This window comes from Xylanimonas sp. McL0601 (assembly GCF_049852175.1).
Taxonomy (GTDB): Bacteria; Actinomycetota; Actinomycetes; order Actinomycetales; family Cellulomonadaceae; genus Xylanimonas.
Genome location: NZ_CP187527.1, coordinates 1,954,813 through 1,976,375, shown reverse-complemented (window position 1 = coordinate 1,976,375; position 21,563 = coordinate 1,954,813). Strand labels below are relative to the sequence as shown.

Here is a 21,563-nt window from a genome sequence, read left to right as displayed (position 1 = left end):
AATGTCCAACCCCATCGAGATCCTGCGCTCTGCCAGGGCGGCGGTGCTCCACGACTGGCCCTCCGAGGAAGTTCCCAACGCCCTCGTCCTCGCGGGCCTCGACGTCACTTTCCAAGGTGGCCCAGAGCCGGACGATCTTTACGTCATGCGACTGGTCGATGGTCATCCAGAAACGAGCCCAGCCACCGGCCTGCCCGAACGGGCGGACATCATCTACAGCCACAGGCCGGCGGCAGAGCTGCCCGGTCTGCTAGCGGAGGCTCAGCAACTCGGTGCCGCCACGCTCTGGCACCAGTCTGGCCGCAACGAAGACGGCGAGAAGGACCCCGCTGGCGTCTTCCTCACACCCACCGAGGCAGAGCACATGACGGCGCTCGCACACGCGGCAGGCGTCGCGTTCGTCAGCGCGCCCTACATCGTCGCTGCTGCAGCGGCCGCCCGCTCCCACTAGCCTCGGGCTTTCACCGTTGAGGGCGTCCGGATAGCGGTCGGGCCATAGAAAAGTGCTCTTGACCTGGGGTGATACTGCTTGTCGAAGGTCGTGTCGGTCCCGAGCGAGGAGCACTTCTCAGGTGGTTCTACCCGCGTGTGAGGGCGGATGTCCGCACGGTGGGCGCGGTCGGGAACGCCGGCGGGGTGTTGCTGACGGAGACGGTCCGCAAGACCGGCCTCGACCGGGAGTTGCGGACGGTCCTGGCTCGGTGGCGCAAGCCGTTTCGCGACGCACGATCCGGGCAAGGTGATCGACGATCTCGCGCTCGCCCTCGCTCGGCGGGACTGTTCATCGACCGCGCCAAAGCCCGGCACGGCCAGGGGAGCGGGATGCGTGACCTGCTCGCTGGATTTCGCGAGGCAGCGAGCGGAAGCACCCCATCCCGCCAATTCCTTGGGTGGGTGACTGGGCGCCACTGGATCTTGGACGCTCTCGGGGTTCCGCGACAGAACGCATGAGCGCACCCGTGCGGATGCTCCTGTGACCGGGGCGCGGTAGCGGCGAGCAAGACGGTCACGAGGACCGCCGCCGTGCCGACCCACCGCTGCGGTCGCTTCGGCGGCGTGATCGGTGACCCTTTGCGCACTGGCGCACGAAGAGGTCGGTGTTGTGATTGGGAGCCACCTGACCTCGGCGAACGAGACGACCGTGGAGGTTCACGAAGAGGTCGGATGCCCCCTCATAGCCCCCAGATAAGCCCCCACCGGGGCCGAAGAGGTCTCCTGGGGAATGACGAAAGGCCCTCGGTTCTCAGCGTTTCCGCTGGTAGAGGGCCTTTCGAGAGGGTGGGCGATACTGGGTTCGAACCAGTGACCTCTTCGGTGTGAAGGAGGTCTGACACTGCGCGCATGGCGCGGAACCGTTGAGACGCCGAGCGTCGGTGTTCGCCCGCGTCCGCCGACAGCCGAGCCGTTAGGCCATCCGTTCGGCCATCCGCGCGCGACCCCGAGGCGTTCGCCCGTTCTCGAGTCAGGCGACCTGCACGCGCTCGTCGCCGACGACGAACTCGATGGCCAGGCCGCCGCCCGCCGCTTCGAGGTAGCTGCGGATCGTCCCGATCTTCGCGTTGTCAAGGTCGCCGTGCTCGATCTTGGAGACCTGCCGCTGACCGACGCCGATGCGCTCGGCGAGCTCGGCCTGCGTGAGGCCCGCCTCCTCGCGAAGCTCGCGTAGACGGTAGGCGCGGACCTCGCCCAGGAGGCGCTCCTTGTGCGCGTCGACGTTCGCCCGATCCACGGGGTGGTCAGCGAGGAAGTCCTTCAATGAAAGTGCCATGACCGTCACTCCTCTCCCTTCAGCTTCTTGAGGTGCTCGTCGAATAGGTCGTCCGCGATGGGGATGTTCTTCTTGTACCAACCCTGCCAGTTGCGGGACTTGTCGCCGGCAAGCAGCAGGATCGCCGACCGCCGGGGATCGAAGGCGAACCGAATGCGCACCTCCGAGCGACCCGCCGAGCCGGGCCGCAACTCCTTCATGTTCTTGTGCCGGGAAGCCGTGATCGTGTCCACGACCGGGCGACCCAGATGCGGGCCACGCTCCTCAAGGAGTTCGATCGCCGCGACCAACTGCTCGCGCGTTCCCTGGTCTTGGCCGACGAGCCAGTCGGCGATCAGTTCGAGGTCCACGTCCCACACACCCAGCATTCTAGACCCTGCAGGGTCTAGGCCGTGCCTCCGTCGCGAACACCGACCGAGCGGATCGCTTGTCGCAGCGCGACGGCGCCTGCGGGCGCCGGGAATCACGGTGCGAAACCGGAGAGTGTCTGTTGCCAGAAGGACGTGTCGTCGACGTCATGACGGCCGAGTCGTGTCTTCCACTCCACGTTCAGAGCCTCGGCAGCTTCTCGCACGGCCACGCGGTACTGGTGCGTAGTCCAGTGGGTCGCCGCGGCTGTCCACACGACGGGGTGCATGCGTGCAGGCGAGAAGGGCGGCACCTCTGAGTTTGCGCTCGCTTGGGTCTCGAGGAGCAGGCCGTCGAGGCGCCTCTTGACGGTCGCAGCGGTAGCTGGAATGTCCCTTGGGGAAAACAAGGCCTTCGGGTTCGACATCGTGAACCAGTTAGCGATCGGGTCGAGCACACCATGGCCCTGCACCGCGAATGTGCGCGCCCGTGAGGGCGGCCGCCTTCGCAGCGAGCCCAGCCGCCCTCGACACCTCAAGCTCGCGCCTCTGAACCTCGACCGGGTCCTGGTCCTCGCGCGCCCACACGGTGGGGAACAAGCCACGCGACTCCAAGTGGTCCGACTCGCCCTGCGTCTCCATCCACGCCTCGAATGCGCGCTCGAACTCTTCCACCGCGTCACGAAGTCGCGTCGCGACGACGGCGATCGCCGGGATGAGGGCCAGCCGACGCAGCCTGCGACGCCGTCGGGCATCGACGATCAGAACCCGAGATCAAAGCCGGCGAAGTACCCGGTGATCCCGAACGCGGCGCCCGTGTGGCCATTTCGCGTTGACATAGCCAAACGGCCTCGCTAGCGTCCCTCCTGCGGCCAGGAAGAACGGCTGTGCTCTGCAGAACACGGCCGTGTTGTCCGAAGCGCGACCGTGTTGTCCGAAGCGCGGCTGTGCACTCCAACAATCGCGACTCCCCATTGTCGAGGTGTCGCCAAGAGAGACAGGGAATCACACGGGGCACGCACGCCACACCACGCACGTCATTCGGTGTATCGCGCGCCATTCGTTCGCAACGAGGACGTTGACATCTTGAAAGGCAGACATCCGTCGCGGATCGCGGCCCTGAGCGCCGCGCTCGCGGTGGGGCTGGCGGTGCTCATAGGCTCGGCCGGCCCGGCCGCCGCGGCGACCTACGCCCTGCATGCGTCGGTGTGGGGTGCGTGGACGCAGTATAGCCAGCAGGAGTCGAATTGGTGCTGGGCCGCGGCGACGAAGTCGATGATCCAGAAGAAGACCGGCAACTCGCCGGACGAGTGCACGATCGCGCACAACGGACTGCAGCAGCGCCCGTACGCCACGTGCGCCAACTCCGGTGGAACCGCCGCCAACATCGAGTACGCGATGAGTGCGTCGGGCCTGTCGTACAAGTACTTCGGGTCCGTTCCGTCCATGACGACGATTCGCAACGAGACCGTTGCGGGCCGGGGGATCATCGGGTCCATCTTCTGGGCCTCGGGAGGTGGGCACGCGATGCCGCTGATCGGGAGCAACACGAGCGACCAGATCTATGTCACGAAGATCGACACGACAAGCGTGTCCGGGACATGGATCAGCTACAGCTCGTTCACGAGCGATACCGGCGGCTGGCCGGCGCTGTACACCCCGAGCTGGGCTGTGGGGTACAACTGACGGGGGCGCGACTCATGAAGCGAGCACTCACCGCCGCGGCCGTCTCGCTGGGAGCGGGCCTGCTCGTCGCTGGTGTCGGGGCACCGGCTCTGGCGGCGCCGTCGCCGGACTGGAACGCCAACCCGGCGATCCCGCAGACCGTCGAGGACAGCGTGCACGGCGGAACGGGCGCCAAGAACGTCGCCAACCTCGACCAGACCAACCCCGACGGCACGGCGAACCGCTCGGCAGCGGCAGCGAAGAAGGTGGCAGGAACGACGTTCGGCGACCCGGTCAGGTACGTCTTCCTCGAGCCTGTCCCGGGCTCGACCGCAAAGGCGCTGTCGCCGGAGGACTTCTCCGTCGTCAGCTACGCGGCCGTGCAGTATGTCGACGGTGCCGCCTCGAACGTCCTCGTCGTCGACGAGAGCGGGGAGTTCGTCCAGCTCGGCTGGCCGTTCGAGGACATCAAGGACATGGTCCACGTCAGGCCGAGCGAGATGCTCGCCTCCGGCGGACCCGACGGCGACCTGTACGAGGTGTCCAACAACCTCATGCAGGTCCGACCGCTCAACGAGGTGGCCCGGTCCATCATCGGCACCGGCGCGATGCCGGTCGAGACGTTCCGGGACGTCAAGGCCAAGCAGATGGCCGCGCGAGCCGCCGAGTACGACAAGGAGTACCAGGCAGCCATCGACTCCGGCCAGATCCATCCGGGAGACGACCTGCTGGGGAACCCTGGATCGTTCATCACCGGCGCTCCGCCGGCCGGAACGACGAAGCGCCCGACCGTGAGCACCCCCGGCGTCATCGCCGGGGCGCTGCTGACGCTCGGTGCGGGGTACCTCTTGGTGCGCGAGGTGCGTCGCAGGCGTACGTCCTCATCGTCGCTCTGACCGAGCCGAGCAACCCGTCAGAGCCGATCGCCGGCCAACGCTGGCCACCGGCTCTGACGGGTCGGCGGTCCGTCGCTCCGGTGCACTCCGCGCCCGTCGAGCCGGTCGTGGTCATACATGCCGTTCGCGCGACCGGTTGACCTGAGCGACAACGCACCCCTGACCAGCACGACGTACGCCCTCACGTACGACATGGAAGCGGCAGCTTCTGGGTTCCAACACCTGGTCCGTCAACGCTCAGGCCAAGGTCGACACCCACGAACGTCCATGTCAGGCCAGCACAATGCCGGGCCGCGCCGCGGGGGGCGACCAGTTGGGCTGCTGCTGATTCGCGCCATCGATCAACTGCCGCCGCGCGATCCGGTGAGCCCGGGCTTCGCCGAGATCGCCCCGAGGAACCCGTCCGTGAACTGCGACGGGCGCGGTCAGGTCGACGGTGGCGAAGCGGATGCGGTGGGCCCTGGATCGTGACCTCCTCGTACCGCCGGGCGACGGTCGAAGTCGTTGACCGAGAAGCAAGCTCTCGACGTGCTCACCCCTGACCAAGAGCCACCCGATGTACCCGTACATCGCGGTGTCCATGCTGGTCGGCATCCGAACCGAGGAGATGCGCACGCTGAGGTGGGACCACGTCAGTCTCGACGCGGATCCGCCCGTCGTTCACGTTTGGCGGTCGGTGCGCAAGTCCGGCGACACGAAGACCAAGAAGTCCCGACGCACGCTCGCCATCCCAGACGTCGCCGCCCAGGCGCCGCGTCGTCGGCGCCGCGAACAGGAGCCGACAGGATCGCGGCCGGCGACGCCTGGAAGGAGACAGCGTTCGTCTTCACGACGACTGTCGGCACACCGCTGGACGCTGCGAACGTTCGACGCGCTTTCCGGTCGGCCCTGAAGCTCCTGCCGTCCGTCGATCCCAACGACTGGACCCAGCGGGAGTTACGGCATTCGTTCGTCTCGCTCATGTCCGCTGGCGGAGCCGCGGTCGAGCACATCGCCCATGTCGTCGGACACTCCGACACATCCACGACCGAACGCGTCTACCGGCACGAGTTGCGACCCGTCCTGCGCGAAGGCGCGACCTTCATGAACCAGTTCGCCAGCGTTGCGGAGGTCGCCCCCGACTGGCACATGGACCCACTCTTCAGACTCCCGGGCGACGCCAACCGGTCCGGCGATCCCCCGCCACCAGAGCACGACTGATCACACACGCCATCGACCCGCCCGCTCGTCCCACACGAGGACGGTCGGGCGATGTCATGCTCAGAGGTCCCGCCGAACCAGCAGCAGCACCAGCGCCATCCATCCGCCGACGTCCGCTGGGGACCACAGTCGGTCAGATCGGTAAGCCCCCAGTTAAGAGGATGTCTCACGTGGTTCACCCTGGTTCGGCGTGTTTGCCCGGTTCGCGATGCTTGGGGCGGCATGATCCGGGGGCGTGAGCGATCCGTTGTCGTTGCGGCTGGTCCCGGACGAGCTGTGGGAGCTTGTCGAACCCGACCTGCCCGCCTTCGAGCCGCGTCCGCAGGGCGGCGGGACAGCGCCGGTGGACGCGCGGGCGGTGTTCACCGCGATCGTGTACGTGCTGACCAGCGGCTGCGCGTGGCGGATGCTGCCGGGCTCGTTCGGGGTCTCGCCGGCCACGGCGCACCGCCGATTTACGGACTGGGCCCGGGCCGGGGTGTTCGCCCGCGTGCAGCGGCGGGTCCTGGACCGGTGTGGGGCGGCTGGGATGGTGGACTGGAGCTCGGTGATCCTGGACGCCGCGAGCGTCCGGGCCAAAAGGGGGGCTCGCTGACCGGGCCCAGCCCGGTCGACCGGGGCAAGAAGGGCTCCAAGATCCACGTCATCACCGACGCGAACGGACTGCCGCTGGTCGTCGGCGTCTCGGCGGCCAACCTGCACGACTCCCAAGCGGCCGAGCCGATGGTCCGCGGCATCCCGCCGCTGCGATCCCGGCGCGGCCCGCGCCGGCGCCGGCCGGACAAGCTGCGCGCCGACAAGGGCTACGACTACGACCACCTGCGCACCTTCCTGCGTCAGCGCGGCATCATCCCGAAGATCGCCCGCCGCGGCATCGACTCCTCCGAACGCCTCGGCCGTCACCGCTGGAAGGTCGAACGCACCCTGGCCTGGCTCACCGGCTACCGCCGCCTGACCATCCGCTACGAACGCCACGGCAAGCTCTACGCCGCCTTCGTCGCCCTCGGTGCCACCATCACGGCATTCAAGAAGCTCCAGGCCGCCACGTGAGACAACCTCTAAGCCCCCAGCGCCCCTGCGGGCCGCTCCGGGCAAAGCAAAAGGCCCTCCGACCTTAGCGTTTCCGCTGGTCAGAGGGCCTCTTCTCGGGTGGGCGATACTGGGTTCGAACCAGTGACCTCTTCGGTGTGAATGAACTCTGAGGTGCAGAGACACCCCCTGATTGGCGGATTGCCAGCCGTTGGCGTTCGCGGGCGTCCGCCCAAGACCAGGGGTATCAACCCTCAGTTAAGCCCCCAGGGGCCAAGCCCATCCTGGCGAGGAACCGCAGGAAGGCGCCGCTAGTTGTTGTCCTTCTTCGTCCCGACGGCCAGCAGCGCCGTTCGCGACCTGGGGAAGCGCGCGAGACTCCGGACCCTCTGACCCATCGAGCGGGTGAAACGGGCGCGGCTTGGCGCCTCGGGCAATGGTGCCCGGTTTGCCGCTGTTAGCCTCACGGCATGGCGACGGACGGCCGACTCCCCGAAGGATGCCCTCCCACGGGCAGTTCGTTGGCAGACGGGCCGTTCTACCGACTGACCCGGACGAACGCCCGCGTCGGCGACACGCTCGACGTGAGTGACTTCCGGCTACCGCTGCACACCAGGAAGAGCGCGGCGTTCGGCCGGACCGACTACTGCGGCGGGTACGCCGTCTCTGTCTGTGCCGACATGCAAGATCTGATTAACGCGCGCGAGATCCTGGGGTTCGCGCGAAAGAAGTCGATTTCGCGTCTCCACCTGTCCACCGGGATGGGCCGCATCATGCAGACGCCGGGCGAGGTCGGACCGAGCCACCACGACTGGTGGCCGTCCGAGGACGACTTCGTACCGCCTCACGAGGTCCTGGTGGATGGGAGGTCGGCAGCATGACGCTTGACGTCTCCGATGCGCTCCCATACGGCCCGCTTGAGCGGATCGAGGTCTACTTCGAGCACGACGGCCCGCGCTTCTTCGCCCTCCGTTCGCTGTCCCTCGACGTCCGATTGCTCGCGTTCTGCACCGATGAGGACGACGACACGGTCGACTTCCTCTACCTCGTGCTGTCGCCACAGCGGTTCCAGCAGGTGCGGTCTGGCTCAATCGGCTTGCGCGAGGCATTCGAGGCCGCCGAGCCGTGGTCGATCTGGCGGGTCGTCGAGCACTACGGCGGTGGCCTGCCCTATGCCGACGCGGGCGCCGTGCGCTTCCAGGAAATCTCCGATGAGGACCTTCCTACCGACTCGGCGCGGCTCAACCTGCCAACTCCCACCGTCCCAGCCCTCGACCTGAGCCAACTTGAGGCCGAGGCGACTTCGTCGCTGCGGACCATAGCTGCGCTGGAACTCGATGCGGAGAGCCAGAACCTCACAGAGTTCTCACTCCGGAGCCTGGGGCAGATTGGCACCCGCTTCCAGGACTCGCTCGACGCGCTGGCGAAGGAGGAAGCGGGGCGCCGCAACAGCCGGGGCGTCGCCTCTATGCGTGCGACTGACGAAGTCCAGATGAACGTGCTTGAACTGCGGGCCGCGTCCTTCGCAGTCGTACTTGGCACTGACAAGCGCGGACGTCTGTTGGAGCACGCCGACTCGGTCGAGGCCACGCTCGCCCGGCTAGTTGGCCTTGTGGAACTCGGCCATCAACCGGATGCACTGATCGCGGAGCTTCGCGAGCACTACGGCTCAGTGGCACGGGCACGCGTTGTCGGACTCCTGCGGGCTGTTCAGCAGGCAAACAGCGGACTTGGAGTGGTGCTAAGCCCGCAGGGCAAGAGGGCCACCGCAGCGCGCCTGCGTGCCGACGAAGTCGACTCGGCAGTTGCCCGCATTGATGCGCTCGAAGACGTCGTGAACCCAGTCGCGGTGCCGCGCGGCGTCCTCTATGGCGCCAACGCGCGCACCGGCACTTTCGACCTATATGACGCAGTCCGAGCCAGGCGTGTGTCTGGCAAGGTCGCGCCCGAAGCCCGGGAGCAAGTTGATGGGCTTCGCGTGGGCATGCACGCATGGGTGGAGGCAGATCTACTGGAGCATCTTGACTTCAGCGCCAGCGAGGAGGAAGGCGGCGCTACGTACACACTGGTGCGCATTGCGCAGCGGACTCCGGTGGCTGACGACCTAGGCGTTGGCGACACCGTCGACCAGCAAGATGGTGGCGACGAGGGCCCCCGAACCGTCTGACTCCGCGACGGGTAGCGTTTCGTCATGACGAGGAACGCACAGAGCCGAGCCCCGAGCGGCAGGCGCTATGACCCCCGGTTGATCGTCGAGTCCACCGTCACGGTCCAGTCGATCTGCCCGACAGCATCGGCCTCGGCCATCAAGCGCGCCAGGACGCGGTCCCTGGTGTCGTCCTCAGCGAACTTCTTGTGCCGCTTCCACGCCGTCTGCCACGGACCGAACGCTTCACGGGCCGGTCACGCCAGGGGATCCCGTCCGATACCGGTAGGCGATGCCCTCGACCACCGCGCGGTGGCCACCGAAGGCGACCGACCTTGCCCGCGTTCAACGGCGGCAGCAACGGCTCGATCCACTCCCACTGCTCGTCCGTCAGGACCTGGAACCGACTCACGACAGGGAGTCGTGCCGCCCACCTCATCTCAGAGTTGGGAGATACGCTAGCCGGCTGACGAAGTGATGACCTCGGTCACTCGAATAGCGGACCGCCAGAAGTCGAGCGCTGGCTGCGCCCAGAACGACGTCGCCACCGTTCCGTCGATGTGAATGGACCCCTCGTACAAGCTGGATGCCAGGGGCAATGCGTCTAGCGAAACTGGGTGCGCGCTTCGGCCGTCCCAGATCATGTGGCCCGGCAGGGAGACGGAGCAAGCTGCCATCTGCCACGGCAGGTGGGCGACGACCAGGACGATGTCGTTGAGCCTGATCCTGGCGGTCGTGACCATAGCCCCGAGTGCGGCGGTCACCGTCGGGCCGCTGCCATCGGTGAGCCATGAGCTCCCTTCCCCTTGCGCCCAATCGATATCGGCGCCGTCCACTCTGAGCACCGAGACGGCGGTACGACTGAACGGTCCCGACTGGACACGGTGGCGGTCTGCCTCAGCCCAGATCAGCGGCGAGGGCTGGGACAGGTTGATCACGACGGCCGTCTTCACCGCCCAATGGGCCAATCGGTGTGCGTCGCCGGCCCCGAGATCACGGTCAGCACCGAACAGGATCCGCTCTGCGTCGTCCTCGAGATTCGACATCCAGCCGTTGTTGCAGCATGCGCAGACACGCCCGACCTGGAGCGCATCGAGCGGCATTGGTCCACGGACGTCGCTGCGGTCGAGCCCGAATGGACCTGCGCGGTGGGGAGTGAAGACCAGCTTCTCGGGCGGTAGATGCTTCTTGATCCAGCGTCCGAACACGTGCTCGCGAGTGCTCTGTACTCCTCGCGCCGGACACATCCAGCATTCGGGCTCTTGCTCGAGGTATCTCGGTCGGCCAGCTCGATCCTCGCGGAGGAGCTCGCGGTCGAAGGCGCGGAGGCGAGCGACTGGATATGTCATCTTCTACCCGCGCCGGCGAGGGGCCGTCTGCGCGTCCGCAGGCGGCGTCATGCCGGGCTTCCAGTCGTAGGGGACGTTGAAGTCCGGAGAAGAAGCGACGCGGACGGCCCGGAGCACCTGGGCGAGCGTCGAGAGCGCCTCGAAAACGCCGAGCGTCTCGCCGAGGAACTCCAGGTAGGTCATCCCGTCTGGGTCCTTGTCGCTCGTGACGCGGCCGGTGCGGAGGTCGTGATGCGCCATCGCATGCCCGATGGTGTTGCGGCGACGGTTGTTGAGGAGGTCGGCAAAAGACTCCCAGCCCGGGACCTGTGTGACGTACGCGAGCTTGTACGCGTTGGCCAGTCCGTCGAACTTCTTGAGGTTCGTGGGGCGCAGCTTCTCGGGCACGCTGTCCGGGTGCGCGTCGCCGAAGTCATCCGGGCTGCTTCGCTTCAGCGTGTTCTGCGCGGCGACGAGCGGCCAGAGACACTTGCACGCGAGCTCGAACCCTTGCTGGTACAGGTCCCGTACCGTCGCGAACTCGTCTCGGTAGAGGACCAGCTCCTCGAGTTCGGACTTTGCCTCCGGCCCAACGAACCTGGACAGAAGGCCCAGCTCCCACGACTCATGCTGGTCCACGAAGCGGTCGATCTCGGTGAAGAGGTCCCTCTCCGTCGCCGCCGTCAGCTGCCCCCGGCTCCGGAAGGCCATGAGATGCGAGTCGTCCCGCTTCATTGCTGCCGTGTGCTTCATCCCGAAGCGGCGGATGACGCCCTCAGCGGAGGTCCCGGTGGTTCCCGTGATCGTCGTCGTCACAATCCCCAGCGCCTGGTACGCGACGGTCGTCCGCTCGTGGGCGGTCGTCGGCTCCCACTCGAGTCCGAACTTCTCGTTGGCGATGCGCGTGAACATCTGGTCGTTGCCCAGCAGGTAGAACCGGAAGAGCTTCCGGACCTCCGGCCAGGCGGACCGGCCAGCCTCGATGGCCTCGTGCCGTTCGGTCTGGAAAGCCTCGTACACTTCATCGCCGAGCAACTGGAGCACCGTCATCGTCGGGAACATCCCGACGGACACCGCCTCGGAGGCGAGCGAGTCGGCGTCGTATCGCGATGGCACGAACGGGTTCACCGTGATGACAGGCGCGCCAGAGATCTCCGGGTCCGGCCCGTTCGCCAACTCGCATTCGAGATCGAGCCGGTGGTCCTCCAACTCCATGCCCGACATCAAGCCCTTGTTCGGGTAGCCGCACAGCGGGCAGGGTATGTAGAACCGCGTTCCCTTCGTCGGCTCCGTACCCAAGCGAACGGTGAATAGTCCCTCACAGCCGTAGCACTTGAGGTGATGGCGCATGATCACGCCGCCACACTATCGGCCGGTGCGTTCTTGCTCGTCAGTACGGCGGCATCTCACCCGCTGAACCCGCCACAGCGTACGAAGTAGTCTCGCGGCACCTCGAGAGGCCCGTGCCCACGCCATCTACACGCAGCCCCGGGCTACGAAGGGGTCGCCCCTGCCAGTGAGCCCCCGCCATAAGCCCCCACGGCCACGAAGAGGTCACCCCGGGGACAAAGCGAAAGGCCCCTTACTTTCAGCGTTTCCGCCGGTCAGAGGGCCTCTCGCACGATGTGGGCGATAGGGGTTCGAACCAGTGACCTCTTCAGTGTGAAGCGACTCAGTCGCGCTCAACCGCACCCTTCGCACGGCCCCGGGCGCGAGAATCCGGCCCTCCGCGTTCACTGGCGTTCGTCCCTGGACGGCCCCGTAGGCCAGCAATTAGGCCAGCAGGCAGTCCGTGGATGCGACACGTTCCCGGCGCTGTACCCGTCTGGCTGAGAGCAGCCAGACCTGGGTCAACGTAGTGAAGTAGGCGGACAACTTCCGGTCGGCGACCTCATGAGCGAACGGGCCACCGCGAGGTGGGCGACGATACTGGCAGTCCGGCGCGACTTCCCGAATGTGCGCAGCACTGCATAGTCGATCTCATCCGCGCTCATCGACGGGCTCGAATCTTCGATGACCCTCATCGCGTTCGCAATTTCGACGGGGCTGATCTGCGTAAATGGCCGGTCGACGGTGCTGTCGTTCGGCCGGAACTCGGTCCAGGTCTCGTGGTCCAGGCCGGTCGGCCAGACGAAACCGCGCGGACTGACGCGCAAGCCCGTCGCCTTGATGTGCCGGACGAGCTGCAAGCGGCGCTTCGCCGCCAGCCTGCGCAGTCCGAACGATGCGGCTGTCAGTGACGCCAGCCGGTCGATGTGGATCGGCCCCTCGAACTCGGCAATCTCGGCAGCGACGGCACGCACCTTCTCCTTCGCGCGCTTCTTCGGGAGGTCGTCCAGGACGTCGACGGCTCCGACGATGACGACGGACCAAGGCTGGAATGCAGTGCGCTCCGCCCCGACCATGGGGGTCGCTGCGCCCGTCTCGCGGATGAGGACGCTGGCATCCGGGCTTACGACCGGCGCCGCGGCCGCTCCGTCGGTGCTGCCCGCATCGGCAGGCACCTCGGTGCCATAGAACAGCGGCGCCGCGAGTTCCGCGGTGGGTGCCGGGAGCGCCGCTGCCGGTGCAGCGGCAAGGCCTTGCTCGCGCGCATACGCCCCCATCGCCTCGTCGCGCGCGGTTGCAGCGGCCTGGGCACCCTTGGGATCCGCGAGCCGCGAGAGCAGGCGGTGCGCGAAGTCGTGCATCCGGATCGCGTCGAGCGTCCCCAGTTCGTCGAAGTGCGAGAGCTGGTTCCGGACGATCCGCAGTTCGCTCCCGAGCGTGCTCACCGATCGCGCCTTGTCGTCGAAAGGGAACCCGACGGCCCCGAGGCGCTCGGTCAGTACCCGGAGCTGGGCCTGCGGATCCGACGCAATGTAATGGCCGGGCGCCTTGCCTTTCGCGACGTCGAGCTGCTCGAGTACAGCCGTCCACGGCAGCCCACCGAGGACGGCGGCCAACCGGTTCGTGATGATCGGATCCAGCCGCGCAGCGAGGTGGATAAAGCCCGCGTCGATCGAGTGCCGTGCGTCGAACGTCATGCGGTTCCCAGCTCCCCCTTGATCGCCATCCACGCGACGAGCCGGACTTCGTGCTTCTCGACGGGAGGAAGTGGCTCGCGGGGCGGCGCCGCGATGATGCCAGCCGCGTTGAGCGCCTCGGTCACCTTCGTGATCTGCTCCTCGGCGGTTCGCCCCTCGGTGAGCGCGCGGCGCACCGCACGTTCGACCTTGACGGGTGGCACGCTGCGTAGCCGCCGCAGCAGGTCGGTCTTTGCCTCGCGCTCGAGGTATCGCCCGTGGCTGCGAACGACGTCGGTGGCGTCGCGGAAGGCCGCCGGAACGTCCGGCTCGAAAGCGTTGGGGTCCGTCATCGCCGTCCATGTGGCGAAGACGTCTTCACGGGCCGCGTCCCACGCGGGGAACGCCTGGGCGTACACCTCCTCGGTGAGCCAGCGCTCTCTCGCCGGTGACTCGGGATCCGCGACGCGCAGCGAGATGAGGGTGTCGGAGGAGACGACCGGAACGCCGTCCTCACTCCGGCGCACGTTCCAGCGCTCGTCGGCTGCGACGTAACGGAACCATGGCTTTTCCTCGGCGCCGATGCGCACGCAGAACACAAAGCCGTTGCCGCGCACACCGGCGCTGACGAAACCTGCGCCCGAGCCGTACGGGAGCGCGAGGACGTCGGACTTCGTCGCGGCATCGACCTGGACCGCGTCGTACAGCCGCCGGCGGTACTCCTCGCCCGACAGCGAGGCCGACGAGCCGCCGTTGTCCAGCAGCTGCGCGAACTGGTCCATCGCGGCGTCGTCGGTGAGGTTGATCTCCTTCCCCGGTCGCCGGCCTGGAAGGAGGTCCCCGACACCGACGGCGGCGTCTGCCAGCGCCAGCTTGCGGTCGATGGTCTCCTCGAGGCGGAGCATTGTGTCGAGGCGCTGGGCGGGGAAGAAGAGCCCGAGGCGGACGTAGTCGTGCTTGGATCCGATGCGGTCGACGCGGCCGTGCCGTTGCACGATGCGCATCGGGTTCCACGGCAGGTCGTAGTTGATCATCTGTCCTGCCTGCTGCAGGTTGACGCCCTCAGCGAGCACGTCGGTCGTGAAGAGGATGTCGTACAGGTCGCTATGGACCGGGGTGCCGTCCGTGCTGCGCTCGCTCGCGGTCTCCGGTGCGAAGCTGCCGATGACGGTCGCGCGCCCGCCCTGATCGACACCACCAGTGGCGCCGCGTGCGAGGGTCTTGGCATAGGCGCCCATGATCGGCTCGGCAACACGCCCCTGATAGTCCGACAGGGCGGAACCCGAAGAGGCGGCGTTGACCGCGGCGACCACGGCGTCATGGATCGGGATCACGGTGTCCGCGAACGCGGAGAAGATCACGACCTTGCGGCGGTCACGGCCCGAGACACCTCGTGGGTCGACCCGACGAGCGTCCTCGGCGATGCGTGCCAGCTCGACGACGAGGGCGCCGACCTTGGACATCAGCCGTGCATCTGTCGGGTCGACGGCGTCGACACCAGCGGCGATGGCGGCGGTGAGCTCTGTCGTCTTGCGCTCGCTCGATGCTACGACGCTCCGTGCCAGCGCGTGCAGGCGCCGCAGGAGCTCGATGTCGGACGTAACGTCGGCAGTCAGCTCAGCGAGGTGGTACCCCGACGCCGCCGCGGGTCGGTCGTCCACGTCCAGCGCCTCGACGAAGGCGACGAGGTCGTCGCTGTCCGACGACGTCCAGTCCGCAAGTGCCTCTCCGGTGAGGACGAAACCTCCCGCGAGGGCCGTGAGGAAGGCTTCGTGGGATCCGATCATGCGCTCCAGCGATGCCTCGAGCGCCTCGGGGCTCGACTCGAGCCGCTTGAGCAGACCCGAGCGCAATAGACCGGCGTTCGTGATCTGGTAGTTCTCCAGATCGTGGTCGAGCGTGTACCCGCTCGACAGGTACCGGGCGAGCATGAGCCGGTCCGGGTCGGTGACTCGCTCGACCCACGCGTTGGGCCGATGGGGGTCGTTCGGGTCGTCCAGCGCATAGACCACGTCGTCGATCAGGGCCACGCCCGCGTCGTCGATCGGATAGTCGATCCGCCTCGGATCCGCCTGAGGGAACCGCAGCGTCGTCGGCTTTCCGTTCGGGCCCGTGATCGTCTCGTTGGGATAGTGCTCTTTGACGAACTTCCGGGTGCGGCGGACCGCGACCTGATCCATCAGGTCGAAGAGGTGCTCCGGGGTGAGGTTCGCCGGATCCACTTCCTGCGCAGTCTTGATGTACTTCTTGATCGACGGGATCCCGATGCCCGCGAACCGCGCGTCGTCGCGAATGAAGTACTTGATAAGCGTCTCAAGGTCGGCCAGCGAGTTGTTGACGGGCGTCGCGGTGAGAAGCACGACCTTCTTCGGGCTCGCGCCGGCCGCTATCACCGAGTCGATCGCTGCCGAGCGCTGAGCCCCGGCGTTGCGGAGGTTGTGCGCCTCGTCGACGACGATGAGCGAGTAGTCGTCCATCTTCGCCGCGAACGCCGCATCGTAGGTCGACATCGCCGGGTCGACCTGGTTGCGCACTTTCTCGTAGGAGTACACGTCGACCCAGCGCGAGAACCTCGGATCGTCGAGGAACGGCGTCCACATCGACGTCACGAGTGCGGCGGGCGCGACGATGAGGACCCGCTGACGGTTCGCCGACGCCCGCGCGATGACCTCACCCGCGAGGTACGTCTTGCCGAGGCCGACCTCGTCGGCCACGAGGACTCCCCCGTTCTCGTCGAGCAAACGCTCCATCCGCGCGACACCGTCTGCCTGGAACTGCGTCAACGCAAGCAAGGTGCGGGAATTGGGCGCTTCCTCGGCGATCGCCGAGCCATAGAGTTCCCACAACATCCGCAGGTAGATGGTCCATGGCGCGTGGGGGTCCCACATGTGGCCATAGAGTCCCGCGAGATCGTAAGGCTCGGAGCGGTCCCAATAGTGCTCGAACCACTCGGAGACCTTGCCGGCGGCGTGGGTGCCGCCCATGGTTCCGAGGTTGAGCTCCGCGTTGTACGCCAGGCCCGCATAGGTCATGTTCGATGACCCGGCCACGGCCGCCGGCGTCGCCGCATCCTGGACCAGGTAGGTCTTGCCGTGCAGGAAGCCATGCGTGTATCGACGGACCTCGACCTTTGCGACGCCCTCCGGGTCGACTGACTCAAGCCACTCGACCATCCGCCGCGCCTCCTGCGTCGGCGTGTACGCGAACCCCATGGTGTCCCGTTCGGCCTCGAGCCACGCCTGATGGCGATCCAGCGCCGCGGACCGTCGGTCCTCCGCATCCGAGTCACCCAGGCTCACGGAACGGACCGACTCCGCGTCCGGCTCCGCACCGAGGAGCAGACGAACCCTAGGCGCCGACTCGAGCTCGTCGGCGATGAGCGCGAACCCCGCCGGGTTCACATACGCCGTCGCGATTGCCACGGGAGGTGGAACCACCTTGTTGGCGCGCGAGAGGGCGAGGAGCTCGTTGACTTTGTCCGCCACCGTGGACTCGAAGACGCCATCGAGTGGGTTGGTCGCGAAATCGGGCAGGCCCGTCATGCCTGAGACCTCCAGGTTCGGAAGTGCGCAAGCACGGCTGCCAATCGGGTTTGGTAATCCCAGCCTCGGTGGAAGGTCGAAAAAACATGGGTGACCTGCTCCTCGGTGAGCCTGTAGAGCAGCGCGACGAGGGCATCAAGCTCGGCGATCAAGTCGTCCTTCATCACCGAGCTCGTCACCGATCCCACCGGGACCCCCACCTCGGCCGCCCAGTCCCCGAACGGCGCGTCAACCGCGGCCAGCCGCGCAGAGACCTCCACCACACGGGCACACCGTGCCGACTCGTGGTCGTAGGCCGGAACCGGGAGGCCGTTGAAGATGTGGAGGTTCATCCCCAGCTCGACGTATCGCCGGGCGTACCAGTCGAGGGGGATCGAACTCAGCACGCCGAGCAGGAAGGCTTCCGCGCTCGCATCGCCATCTCGCCGGAAGAGGTACGGCGCCTTGTTGGTCAAGATCGTCTCGGGTGGCACGAGCGCCGCGATGCACGTTCGGGAGTCAGTCGCGCGCGCGATGTCCCGGAACGCAATCCGCGGCCGATGAAACGGCAACGTGCTCCGGTCGTCGGCTACCTGTGCGGCGAGGCCATGGAACGCCGACCGCGCGAGCCGCACCTGGTTCCTGCGCTTCGCGAAGAGCGCATCCTCGACCTTCTGTGGATCCGCCCATGCGTAGACCTCGCCCGTCGCCGGCTCCCAAAGGTTGAACCCACGGCCCGGGAAGACAGGGAGCCGGCCCCCGCCCGCACCAAGCCCGCTGTCGAACGTTCCCCGGTCGTTCGTCGCGTGAAACTCAGCGACCGGCCGGAAGTCCCATCCGGTCCTCCGCTCGTCGAGCCGTGGCGCCTTCCGGATTGACGACCAGACGCTGACCGAGTAAGGCGCCGGGAAATCTGGGATCGTCGCCTCCGCTGACGCATCCGCGAACCTGCTGAACGGCTCGCGTGCGCCCTCGCTGCCCGCCCGGAACTCGTTTTCGGAGAAGAACGGTCCGGCCATGCGCACCGTCCCTTCGGGCCGACCGGTGTGGAAAGCCAACAGCGCTATCGTCAGTCGATCGCCGTCAGGCAGATCGAAGACCCACTTTCCGCGGTTGACCAGGGTCGTTGCGTTCACCGTCGCACTCGGGAACACGGACTTCCGCCACAGACTCCCTCCTGCGCTCGCGAGGAGACTGCGAGGCATGACGACACCGACGGCGCCACCATTCCGCGTCAGGTGATCGAAGCGCCAGGCGAATGCGTTGTAGAGGTCGATGTCGCCAGTGCCGAGCCCTGGATACGGTCCCGTCAGGAGAACCTTGCGCATGCCGGCGACCTCGGCGGTCTCCCGTTCGAGTTCGGGAAGTAGGTCCGCTCGTTCGGCGCGAAGCCGCTGAATCTCCGCTCTCAGCGCTGCCGGCCTGAGGCCGAGCAAACCTGGTCGAACCCGCAGCCAGAACTTGGGTTCCTCAACCTGCAGCTCCTCCCACGGCGGGTTGCCGAGCAGCACGTCGAAGCCGGGATTGTCCCGGACGAACACCTCAGGAAACAGCACAGGCATGTGCGCAGGCCGCAGCTGTGCCACGATCTCGCCCGGCTCCGTCGCCTCGGTGAGCCTGCGCAGCGTGGCCTCGTTGGTGATGTGGGTCGACCACTGCCCGAGCCGCACCGCGACCGCAGCGTCGAACAACCGCTTGATGGGCGCGGACGCCGCGCGCGCGGCGTCCAGGTGCGCGGCAGCCTCCTCGACCTCTGCCTTCGTTGCTTCGGACGCGTTGGCGACGTCGCGCAGCAGCGGGGTCACCTTGTCGAGGTGCTCGCGCAGCAACGTGCGGATCGCGATCTTGTAGCCGACGCTCGTCTTTGCCTTTGCCCGCTTGGGACGAACGAGGTCGAGCTTGGGCTGTACGTCGCCGAAGAGGACGTCCTGGTCAAAGTCCGCGTCGTCGTCATTGGTCTCGTCGGGCTCAAGGGTGGTCTCGGCAACCTTGGCGAGCGCGTCGACCGCCTCGTCGATGGTGCCGATTCCCGTCAGCGAGTTGGCGCGCACCAGTCCGTGATCGAGGTTGCTCATGGGCAGGCCAGGCACGAACGTATGGATCCATAGCGCGAGCCGCGCCAACTCCACTGCCATGAGGTTGATGTCGAGGCCGTAGATGCAACGCCTTGCGATCTGGCGGCGCAGCAGAGCGATCTCGTCGACGTCGAGCTTCGCGACGTCGTCCGTACCGAGTGCCTCTTTCGCGACGGCCGCGAGGCGCCGGAGCTCCTCGGTCACACCCGGGACGGTGTGCCGAGTCAGGAACGTGCGCATGTGCGCCTCGATCTTGTCGATCGCGGCGACGAGGAAATGGCCCGATCCCATGGCGAGGTCGGCCACACGGAAGTCGAAGAAGTCACGAGCCGCGGCCGAGGCGTCTCCGGCGTCGAGGTGCGCCTCGATCCGGGCAAGGTGCTTCGTCAGTGCCGGGACGATCGACCGCTCGATGAGGTGGTCGACGACAACCTTGGGTGTGAAGTACGACCCGGTCGCCTTGCGCTCGCCTGATGCCGAGTGGAAGTAGACCCCGCCGGCTGCGACGTGGACCTCCTCGCCGTCCTTCGCCGGAACCCAGACGCCCTTGTCGTCAACGGTGAGGTCTTGATCGGCGATCGACAGCGAGGACTCGAGCAGTCCCTCGTAGATGGTTCCGAACTCGCGAACCGAGAGAGACCGGAAGTCGACCAGGCCGTCAGTGCCGTCCTCGGTCCGGTCAATGAGCAGCGAGCGGAGGGCAGGAGCCAGCACGCGGTCGGGCAGCTCGATGCTCGCGATGAGTACCCCGTCCGGCGAGCGCACCAGGTCCGACGCGAACAACCCCCCGTTGTACGCCGGGACCTGCCAGAGCGGCTGGCCCTGATCGATCGCGAGCCACACCTGCTTCAGGTCGTGCCAGAGGATGGGCGAGTCACCGAACTCAAGCTCACCGGCGTCCAGCAGGCGGCGCCCCTGGCTCTTAAGCGAGTTCGCATCGAACCCGTCGTTCCGGCCAGCAGGCAGCAGTCCGCGGTCTTCGGCATACGCCTGGAAGAGCAGCCGAAAGAGGATCCTCAGCGTGACCTGGTAGGCAGTCGACAGGCCGTCGGCATTGAGTGCCCTCCCCTGCTGGGCGAGGCGGTGGGCGACCTCGACGGCAATCGCCGGAACGATCTCCTCGTAGACCCGCTCGCGAAGGCGCTTGCCGAGCTCGGTGGCGTACCGCGCCGAGTCAGCGAGGATCTGGTCGGTGCTTCCGTCGGCGGCGAGGGCGGATGCGGAGAACACGAGCGGGAGCAAGGCTGCGTGCTCGGCGTCGATCGTTGCCAGATCGATCTCGAAGAACGTCTCAGCCTGCCCCTTGGCACCGACGCCGACGCCGTCGCGACCTGAGTACAGGCGGATCTGGTCCTTGCGGACGACGACCAGCCACGGAATCTCCTGCTGCTGGGCGATCGCGAGACCGTAGGCGACCGGCGAGCTGCTGAGCCGGGCTGACCTCTGGTCGAACTGCTCGGTGGCGTCGATGAGGACTGCCACGGCACGTGGGAGCTGACCATCACCAGAGAGAAGAAGCGAGCCCGCGGTGTGGCGGGTTGTGCGGAAGCCCAAAGCCTGAATCAGGTTGGTGTCCCGCTTGGTCAGGATTGCCCGTCCTGCCTCGCCGAGGGCCGACCAGTCCGGGCGCCTGGGGAGGTTCTCCATCACGTGGTGTGTGGCGAACAGCCCGGCGTTGGTGAATCCGGGTGCCGTCGACTCGTACGCACGGCGGAAGTTCGCGAGCCGCTCGGACGCGAGGTCGACGTCCGGCTCAGCCAGGGCGGACTGAAGCTGTCGCTGCGCCGCCTCGACGGGCAGTACGACGGTCGCGGCATGCGGGTCAGGGCCGAACAGGAATGCGGTGTCGCCGTAGGTCACAGCGACGACGAGGGTGATTTGGCGCCGCCCCTTGCGTGCCGTGTGCAGGTCTCGAAGCGCGGCCCGCGACGGGACCGCCCCCGCGACCGCCGTCGCCACCTGAAGGCTGCCGAGCCCATCAGGATCGGGGCCGAGAAACACCGCCTGTGGGCTGATCCCCGCGGGCGCCTCAGGCTGGGTCCACGGCACGCGCCGGTCGGCATCGAACTGCACTCTCGTCCTCTTCTCGTCGCAAACCGCTGGCTTCGGGGCCTTCACCCGCCGCAACGCGTGCGCGGCCGACTCAGGAGTCAGCCTTGCCGTCTGCGACGGACGAGGCCGCGCCACCAGCGCGGACCCACCCGTCGACATCGGCCGTCTGGAACTTCCACAAGCGCCCGACCCGATGCGCGGGCAACCCCTTGTCTGCAATCCACGCGTACACGGTGTCCTTCGAGACACCCAGGTGCGCCGCGACGGCGTCGGCGGAGACCCATGGCTCAGACATCTGCGTCCCTCCGGCATTCGCACCTCACGGCAGCCTGCGGTCGCGATCACGTTAGCCGGTTGGTGCCCGTCGAGAACGAGTTGGCGGGATCTGAGCGGCTCTTGCCGACGTTTCACCCGGACCAGCGCGCTGCGCGCGACAGTGGCCACGGAGACGCTGCCGGCTCCACCGGTCCGATGCGACTCAAGAAGGTCGACCCAGTCCGAGGGCCCTGGCGAACCCGAAGTCCCGATCGA

The 21,563-nt window shown here is 67.1% G+C and carries 16 protein-coding genes and 1 pseudogene; 8 read left to right on the top strand and 9 right to left on the bottom strand.

The features are described from left to right. Window position 1: 1 nt before the first annotated feature. The gene (locus tag ACO4JP_RS09015) at window positions 2–451 is read left to right on the top strand and encodes a CoA-binding protein (RefSeq protein WP_425953352.1); all 450 of its coding nucleotides are present in this window, start codon (window positions 2–4) and stop codon (window positions 449–451) included. A gap of 1,011 nt (window positions 452–1,462) precedes the next feature. Here the strand turns inward: ACO4JP_RS09015 and ACO4JP_RS09010 are convergent. From ACO4JP_RS09010 to ACO4JP_RS09000, 3 genes are all read right to left on the bottom strand, one after another. After that, on the bottom strand, window positions 1,463–1,768 hold the full coding sequence (locus ACO4JP_RS09010) for a helix-turn-helix domain-containing protein (protein WP_425953351.1): 306 nt from the start codon (window positions 1,766–1,768) through the stop codon (window positions 1,463–1,465). Window positions 1,769–1,773: 5 nt separating this feature from the next. Further along, window positions 1,774–2,127, bottom strand: a complete 354-nt coding sequence (locus ACO4JP_RS09005) for a type II toxin-antitoxin system RelE/ParE family toxin (RefSeq protein ID WP_425953350.1) — start codon at window positions 2,125–2,127, stop codon at window positions 1,774–1,776. Between the two features lie 104 nt (window positions 2,128–2,231). Further along, on the bottom strand, window positions 2,232–2,573 hold the full coding sequence (locus tag ACO4JP_RS09000; protein WP_425953349.1) for a TIGR02391 family protein: 342 nt from the start codon (window positions 2,571–2,573) through the stop codon (window positions 2,232–2,234). A 628-nt stretch (window positions 2,574–3,201) separates the two neighbouring features. Between ACO4JP_RS09000 and ACO4JP_RS08995 the strand changes: the two genes are divergently transcribed. The 7 genes from ACO4JP_RS08995 (at window position 3,202) to ACO4JP_RS08965 (ending at window position 9,072) form a co-directional block, all read left to right on the top strand. Beyond that, a complete protein-coding gene (locus ACO4JP_RS08995; protein WP_425953348.1) occupies window positions 3,202–3,801 on the top strand; it encodes a papain-like cysteine protease family protein in 600 nt (199 codons plus the stop codon). A gap of 14 nt (window positions 3,802–3,815) precedes the next feature. Continuing rightward, the gene (locus ACO4JP_RS08990; protein ID WP_425953347.1) at window positions 3,816–4,676 is read left to right on the top strand and encodes a hypothetical protein; all 861 of its coding nucleotides are present in this window, start codon (window positions 3,816–3,818) and stop codon (window positions 4,674–4,676) included. Between the two features lie 556 nt (window positions 4,677–5,232). Next, complete coding sequence (locus ACO4JP_RS08985; protein WP_425957145.1) at window positions 5,233–5,568, top strand: hypothetical protein; 336 nt, start codon at window positions 5,233–5,235, stop codon at window positions 5,566–5,568. Continuing rightward, complete coding sequence (locus ACO4JP_RS08980) at window positions 5,463–5,876, top strand: tyrosine-type recombinase/integrase (RefSeq protein WP_425957080.1); 414 nt, start codon at window positions 5,463–5,465, stop codon at window positions 5,874–5,876. The genes ACO4JP_RS08985 and ACO4JP_RS08980 overlap by 106 nt, the downstream gene beginning before the upstream one ends. A gap of 247 nt (window positions 5,877–6,123) precedes the next feature. Continuing rightward, a protein-coding gene (locus ACO4JP_RS08975; RefSeq protein ID WP_425957030.1) for an IS5 family transposase occupies window positions 6,124–6,926 on the top strand; the annotation gives its coding sequence in 2 pieces (ribosomal slippage) (window positions 6,124–6,460 and window positions 6,460–6,926; 804 coding nt in all). Window positions 6,927–7,375: 449 nt separating this feature from the next. Continuing rightward, a complete protein-coding gene (locus ACO4JP_RS08970; RefSeq protein WP_425953346.1) occupies window positions 7,376–7,786 on the top strand; it encodes a hypothetical protein in 411 nt (136 codons plus the stop codon). Next, window positions 7,783–9,072 (top strand): DUF6575 domain-containing protein, encoded by a 1,290-nt coding sequence (locus ACO4JP_RS08965; protein ID WP_425953345.1) that lies wholly within the window; start codon window positions 7,783–7,785, stop codon window positions 9,070–9,072. Before ACO4JP_RS08970 ends, ACO4JP_RS08965 begins: the two co-directional genes overlap by 4 nt. Window positions 9,073–9,146: 74 nt before the next feature. On the opposite strand, the pseudogene ACO4JP_RS08960 reads toward ACO4JP_RS08965, so the two are convergent. The 6 genes and pseudogenes from ACO4JP_RS08960 to ACO4JP_RS08935 form a co-directional block, all read right to left on the bottom strand. After that, window positions 9,147–9,490, bottom strand: a pseudogene (locus ACO4JP_RS08960) (transposase); the annotation flags it as partial. Window positions 9,491–9,509: 19 nt separating this feature from the next. Beyond that, on the bottom strand, window positions 9,510–10,259 hold the full coding sequence (locus ACO4JP_RS08955; protein ID WP_425953344.1) for a hypothetical protein: 750 nt from the start codon (window positions 10,257–10,259) through the stop codon (window positions 9,510–9,512). A gap of 144 nt (window positions 10,260–10,403) precedes the next feature. Further along, window positions 10,404–11,735 carry a hypothetical protein gene (locus ACO4JP_RS08950; RefSeq protein ID WP_425953343.1) on the bottom strand — a complete coding sequence of 444 codons (1,332 nt, stop codon included), beginning with the start codon at window positions 11,733–11,735 and terminating at the stop codon, window positions 10,404–10,406. A gap of 494 nt (window positions 11,736–12,229) precedes the next feature. Beyond that, the gene (locus ACO4JP_RS08945; RefSeq protein WP_425953341.1) at window positions 12,230–13,405 is read right to left on the bottom strand and encodes a DUF3320 domain-containing protein; all 1,176 of its coding nucleotides are present in this window, start codon (window positions 13,403–13,405) and stop codon (window positions 12,230–12,232) included. Continuing rightward, complete coding sequence (locus ACO4JP_RS08940) at window positions 13,402–16,869, bottom strand: SNF2-related protein (RefSeq protein ID WP_425957017.1); 3,468 nt, start codon at window positions 16,867–16,869, stop codon at window positions 13,402–13,404. The genes ACO4JP_RS08945 and ACO4JP_RS08940 overlap by 4 nt, the downstream gene beginning before the upstream one ends. Window positions 16,870–16,922: 53 nt before the next feature. Then, on the bottom strand, window positions 16,923–21,344 hold the full coding sequence (locus ACO4JP_RS08935; RefSeq protein WP_425957079.1) for an Eco57I restriction-modification methylase domain-containing protein: 4,422 nt from the start codon (window positions 21,342–21,344) through the stop codon (window positions 16,923–16,925). Between the last annotated feature and the right edge of the window lie 219 nt (window positions 21,345–21,563).